This is a genomic window from Serinicoccus kebangsaanensis (genome assembly GCF_008919445.1).
Classification (GTDB): Bacteria; Actinomycetota; Actinomycetes; order Actinomycetales; family Dermatophilaceae; genus Ornithinicoccus; species Ornithinicoccus kebangsaanensis.
The window spans coordinates 1-4,354 of sequence record NZ_VSLG01000026.1; the positions used below are offsets into that span (position 1 = coordinate 1).

The following is a 4,354-nucleotide window of genomic DNA, read 5'->3' on the forward strand; positions in this document are numbered from 1 at the left end:
ACTCAGACGTCCGGTATTGCCGCGAAGCGCGCGTCGTGAGCGAGACGTCGCATGGAATTGGGAGACACGCCCTAGGTGGTCGGGGTGGTCGCTCGTTCGCGGCTGTCCATCCTGGTGGTGTGATTCTCATTTGGCTTGCGTCACTCCGGCTGCCGGCATGGTTGGGAGAGGCTGAAGAAGGGAATGCTCTGCTGGTAGTAGCGGTGCCCTCCTGACCGATCCAGCACGTCGAGGTCGTCAGGAAGGGGCAGTTCATGGGCGAGCAGGAATGGGGTCCGGTCGTGATCGGGATGGACCCGCACAAGCGGACGGTCACGATCGAGGTGATGACCTCGACCGAGCAGATCGTCGGGCACGGCAGGTTTACCACGGACGAGGCCGGCTTCACCGAGATGCTGGAGTACGCGCGGCGTTGGCGTGACCGCACGTGGGCGATCGAGGGGTGTGAGGGCATCGGCCGACATGTCGTGGCCCGGTTGCTGCCGTTGGGAGAGCCGGTGGTGGACGTGCCGGCGAAGCTGTCCGCGCGGATGCGGGTCTTCGCCACCGGACAGGGCCGCAAGACCGACGACACTGACGCCCACTCCATCGCCCTGGTCGGGGTGAGGATGGCCGGGCTGCGTAGCGTGGTCCACGACGCACAGCTCGAGGTGCTGTGGTTGCTGGTGGACCGGCGGCGCCGGATCGGTGAGGACCACACCCGGGTGGTGTGCCAGCTGCACGGCCTGCTGCTGGAGATCGTGCCTGGTGGGGCGAAGAAGGACCTATCTGCGGCGCAGGCCCGCGCGATCCTGGCCACGGTCCGGCCCCGGGACGTGGTGGGCAAGACCCGCAAGCGTGTGGCCTTGGAGATGGTGGCCGACCTGGAGAAGACCTACCGGCGCAAGAAGGAAGCGAACAAGGAGCTCACCGAGCTCGTCGCCGCTACCGGGACCAGCCTGCTCGGGTTGCACGGCATCGGCCCGACGGGTGCGGCCCGGCTGCTGGTGGAGGTCGGGGACATCACCCGGTTCCCGACCAAAGGCCACTTCGCGTCCTGGACCGGTACCGCCCCGATCGACGCCTCTTCGGGGGACAACGTGCGGCAACGTCTGTCCCGGGGCGGGAACCGGCACATCAACCAGGTGCCGCACATCATGGCCACCGTGCAGCTGCGCACCCGGACCACCCAGGGACGTGCCTACTACGACCGCAAGGCCGCCGCCGGGAAGACGCCCAACGCGGCGATGCGCTGCCTGAAGCGTCGCCTGTCCGACGTGGTCTACCGGACCATGCTCGATGACATCGTCACCACCGCCGGGACGGGCCCGGGAGGACACCAGGGCGCGTCACTGTCATCCAGCGCGGCCGGCTCACAGCCCCACACCGACACTTCGGATCAGTCACTTCCCGGACCCGTCACCACCCACCATAGGACCCCCCTCAAGACCCCCGCTTGACACAGAAGGGAGCCAGATGAGTGTGTCGGGCCGCCGCCCTCCTGGGCGAGCAGTCAGAACGGATGGCCCGCCTGGTCGGCGAGCACGAAGAGGGGTTCGCCCTCGTCTGGCGAACGGTCCTACAGCAATCGGGCGCCCAACCGTAGAGCGTGCTTGCGATGCTGCTCTAGGTCCTCGACCGGCGGGGCCCCTGAAGTCCATGTGCGCATCGGCACGTCTTCTGACGGCCATGTGTATGGGGCGGTGTCCTTCTTCACTTGTAGGTCACCCACCCGGTTCGCCTCGCCGTCGACCAGGACCAGCCAATCCGCGTCATCGTGGTTGCCGTCGCCCGAAGGCACATCTACCGGCCGGCCCACAAGAGCACCCCTCAGATCGATGAAACGCGCGAGTCGGCGGTCAGGAATGAGGGCGAGGCTCGCCAGAAGGTCGCCGTAGTCGGCAATTGCAGCCGCACCCGCCCAGACTGATCTACCTTGACCCCATGCTGATAGGAGCTTACGGAACCTTCTGGGACCCGGACCTCGTCGACTGGCATGGTCGCGGCTGGCGCCTTCTGGGGCGGCAGGGTCTCCAACGAGGGACGGTCAAGGTCGCCGATTTCAGACGGGCTCGAGGCGTCTACGCTTTGTACAGCGACACGGGCATCTACTACGTTGGCCTGGCGTCAGGGACCCAAGGAATCGGTGGTCGCCTTCGCGACCACACTCGCGATGAGCACGCGTATGGCTGGACCAGATTCTCCTGGTTCGCCTTCGACGGGCCCTCAGAGACGGACAAGTATGACGACGGTGTGCTCAGGCACCGACAGTGGATCAGCGTCGAAGCTGATGACACGGTGGCCATCCGAGAGATGGAGGCACTCTTGCTCGCGGTGACCAGGCCCCCCGGCAACATCCAGCAGACCAAGTTCGAGTCGGCAAATGCGGAGTGGATGCAGGTAGCAAGTCAGGTCCCAGAAACGCGCAGCTTCGACAGTTTGCGAGACAAACTTCTGTGAGATCCGCTGCCATCAAGGTCAGCAGCGCACCCACACGGTAGCTTGCGGTCACTTCCTGGCGGCATTAGCGTGCGACCACACTGCTGGCGTCAGGGGGTGTCTTTGACGCGCCAAGAGTGGGTGCTTTAGTTGCGTCCCGTTCACCAGACGACCCGCTTGACAAGGGGATCCTCCTGGCAGAGCCGGGGAGGGCTTGAACGACCGCGTGTTGTAGCCTCTCTGCAGTCCAGGCAAGGGGAATGCGTGAACGTAAAAAGGAAGCTATCTGCGACCGCCATCGTTGTGGCCTCTATGAGCCTCGCCGGTTGCGGCGAAGGCGCGCAGGAGGAGACCACTGCGCCGGTTGCGAGCACGGCTACGGCGACGCCGGCTCCAAGCGCTGCTACAGCCACGCTGACGCACACAGCCGATGCGCCCACTGCTGCTTCTAGTACTGCAACAGAAGATGTGGACACCGAGCAGCTGACGGACGTCACGATCTTCGACTGCGGGTTCAATCCATCCACGGTGCCATTGCTGCAGCGCAGCTGGGGGCGCGCTCTAGCCTCTCAAGGTTCGGCTGATCACGAGGAGTACGTCGGCCAGTTTGTCCAGGACGTAGATGACGTGATTGATAGGACGGACGACTTGCCACAGGAGCTACTAGGAGCTTGCGGCACTGCCGAGATTGCGCTCCTGGCCATGGAAGCTGGGGCTCTTGAAGCATTCGTCCTTGTAGACGGCGTCGAGGAGGAACTGTATGCAGACGTTGCCGAAGCCGGCAACGTCTGGTTGGACGCGATTCCCGAAACCGACGTCGAGCCCTTCCCAACCCAGTGAGGCTGGCCCACTCGAGTGCCCGTGCCCACTACTCCCAATCCCGGCATTTGATGCGTTCCGACTCCGTGCGCACCTCGACCTCCCACACGCCGGCGCCGCGAGGGGAACGGCGCGGTCAGCGGCAGATCCGGATGTTGGGCTCGACGGGTCGATGTGCCTTCCGTGCTTCTATTCGATGACAGACGCTAATCGGCTGCGGCTCTGCTAAGAACACGCTCCCGGATGGCTTTCCTCGCCGCGGCCTGCAGTTGAGGATCGCCGCAACTGCGGCGCGTCGACCCTAGGCGATAAGTACTGGAGTCGTGAGCCGTCGGTCTGGCTCGTCTACTCATACGATGCATCGCAACGATGCCGCGGCGGGCTGAACTGCTTTGCGCCTAGTCCTTATTGGGTAACCAGGAGAGGTCCTGTTGCGGCACCAAATCGTACAGTTGGTCCGGCAGCTCAACTCCGAAAGTCACCTCTAATTCCCCTAGCTCTCGCCCGAACACTTCGCGCATCGCCGCAAGCGCGGCGTTGAAGTAATGAGGATCACGCGAGAAGTGCTCAGAATTCTTGCCGGCAGCGGTTATGAACGCACGGCAGGCTGTCCGCATATGTTCAAGCGAGCGCGCTAGGGGTCCAGATCCTTGCACGTTCAACAGCTCCAGCGTGAGGAAGTTGCGTATCGTGTCCGCTGACTGTCGACACTCTTCGAAGTCTTCCCGAGAGTGCTGCTCTGTGAGCACTCGTCGGTCAGAGAGGAACCGCACGACGCGCGTCGCGAGGTCCTTGTTTGTGGCAACGTACTCCCACTGCGCTCCCCAGGCACTGAGCCCAGTGAGGCGAGGTCTCGGCATATCGGTCTCCCTTCTCCTCGGGCAGGACCAGCGTATCTGCAAGGTCGTCGCTGTGTCCCTGTCAACGGCAGGCTAAATCTGACCCCCTGACGGCAGATGAAAGCTGACCCCCTTCATGTCAGTTCTCTTCCTGGTTTGTGGCCGCGGGGACGCGGCCGAGGTCTCGATCCTTGAGCCGGAAGGAGTCACCGCGCAGGTTGATGACCTCGGCGTGGTGGACCAGGCGGTCGATCATCGCGGCAGCCACGACGTCGTCA

The 4,354-nt window shown here is 64.0% G+C and carries 5 protein-coding genes; 3 read left to right on the forward strand and 2 right to left on the reverse strand.

From position 1 onward, the window contains the following. Positions 1 to 254: 254 nt before the first annotated feature. From FXF60_RS16285 to FXF60_RS16295, 3 genes are all read left to right on the forward strand, one after another. Positions 255 to 1,439, forward strand: coding sequence for an IS110 family RNA-guided transposase (locus tag FXF60_RS16285; RefSeq protein WP_151527033.1), 1,185 nt, complete (start codon positions 255 to 257; stop codon positions 1,437 to 1,439). Between the two features lie 484 nt (positions 1,440 to 1,923). Then, positions 1,924 to 2,439 (forward strand): GIY-YIG nuclease family protein, encoded by a 516-nt coding sequence (locus tag FXF60_RS16290; protein ID WP_151527034.1) that lies wholly within the window; start codon positions 1,924 to 1,926, stop codon positions 2,437 to 2,439. A gap of 447 nt (positions 2,440 to 2,886) precedes the next feature. Continuing rightward, the gene (locus FXF60_RS16295) at positions 2,887 to 3,258 is read left to right on the forward strand and encodes a hypothetical protein (protein WP_151527035.1); all 372 of its coding nucleotides are present in this window, start codon (positions 2,887 to 2,889) and stop codon (positions 3,256 to 3,258) included. 377 nt (positions 3,259 to 3,635) lie between these two features. Here the strand turns inward: FXF60_RS16295 and FXF60_RS17005 are convergent, their stop codons facing one another. Together FXF60_RS17005 and FXF60_RS16300 are read right to left on the reverse strand one after the other, a co-directional pair. Next, positions 3,636 to 4,097: a DUF6650 family protein gene (locus tag FXF60_RS17005; RefSeq protein ID WP_367889973.1), complete on the reverse strand. Its 462-nt coding sequence runs from the start codon at positions 4,095 to 4,097 to the stop codon at positions 3,636 to 3,638. Between the two features lie 118 nt (positions 4,098 to 4,215). Next, on the reverse strand, positions 4,216 to 4,354 hold a 139-nt coding region (locus FXF60_RS16300), incomplete at its 5' end, for an ATP-binding protein (RefSeq protein ID WP_238335896.1).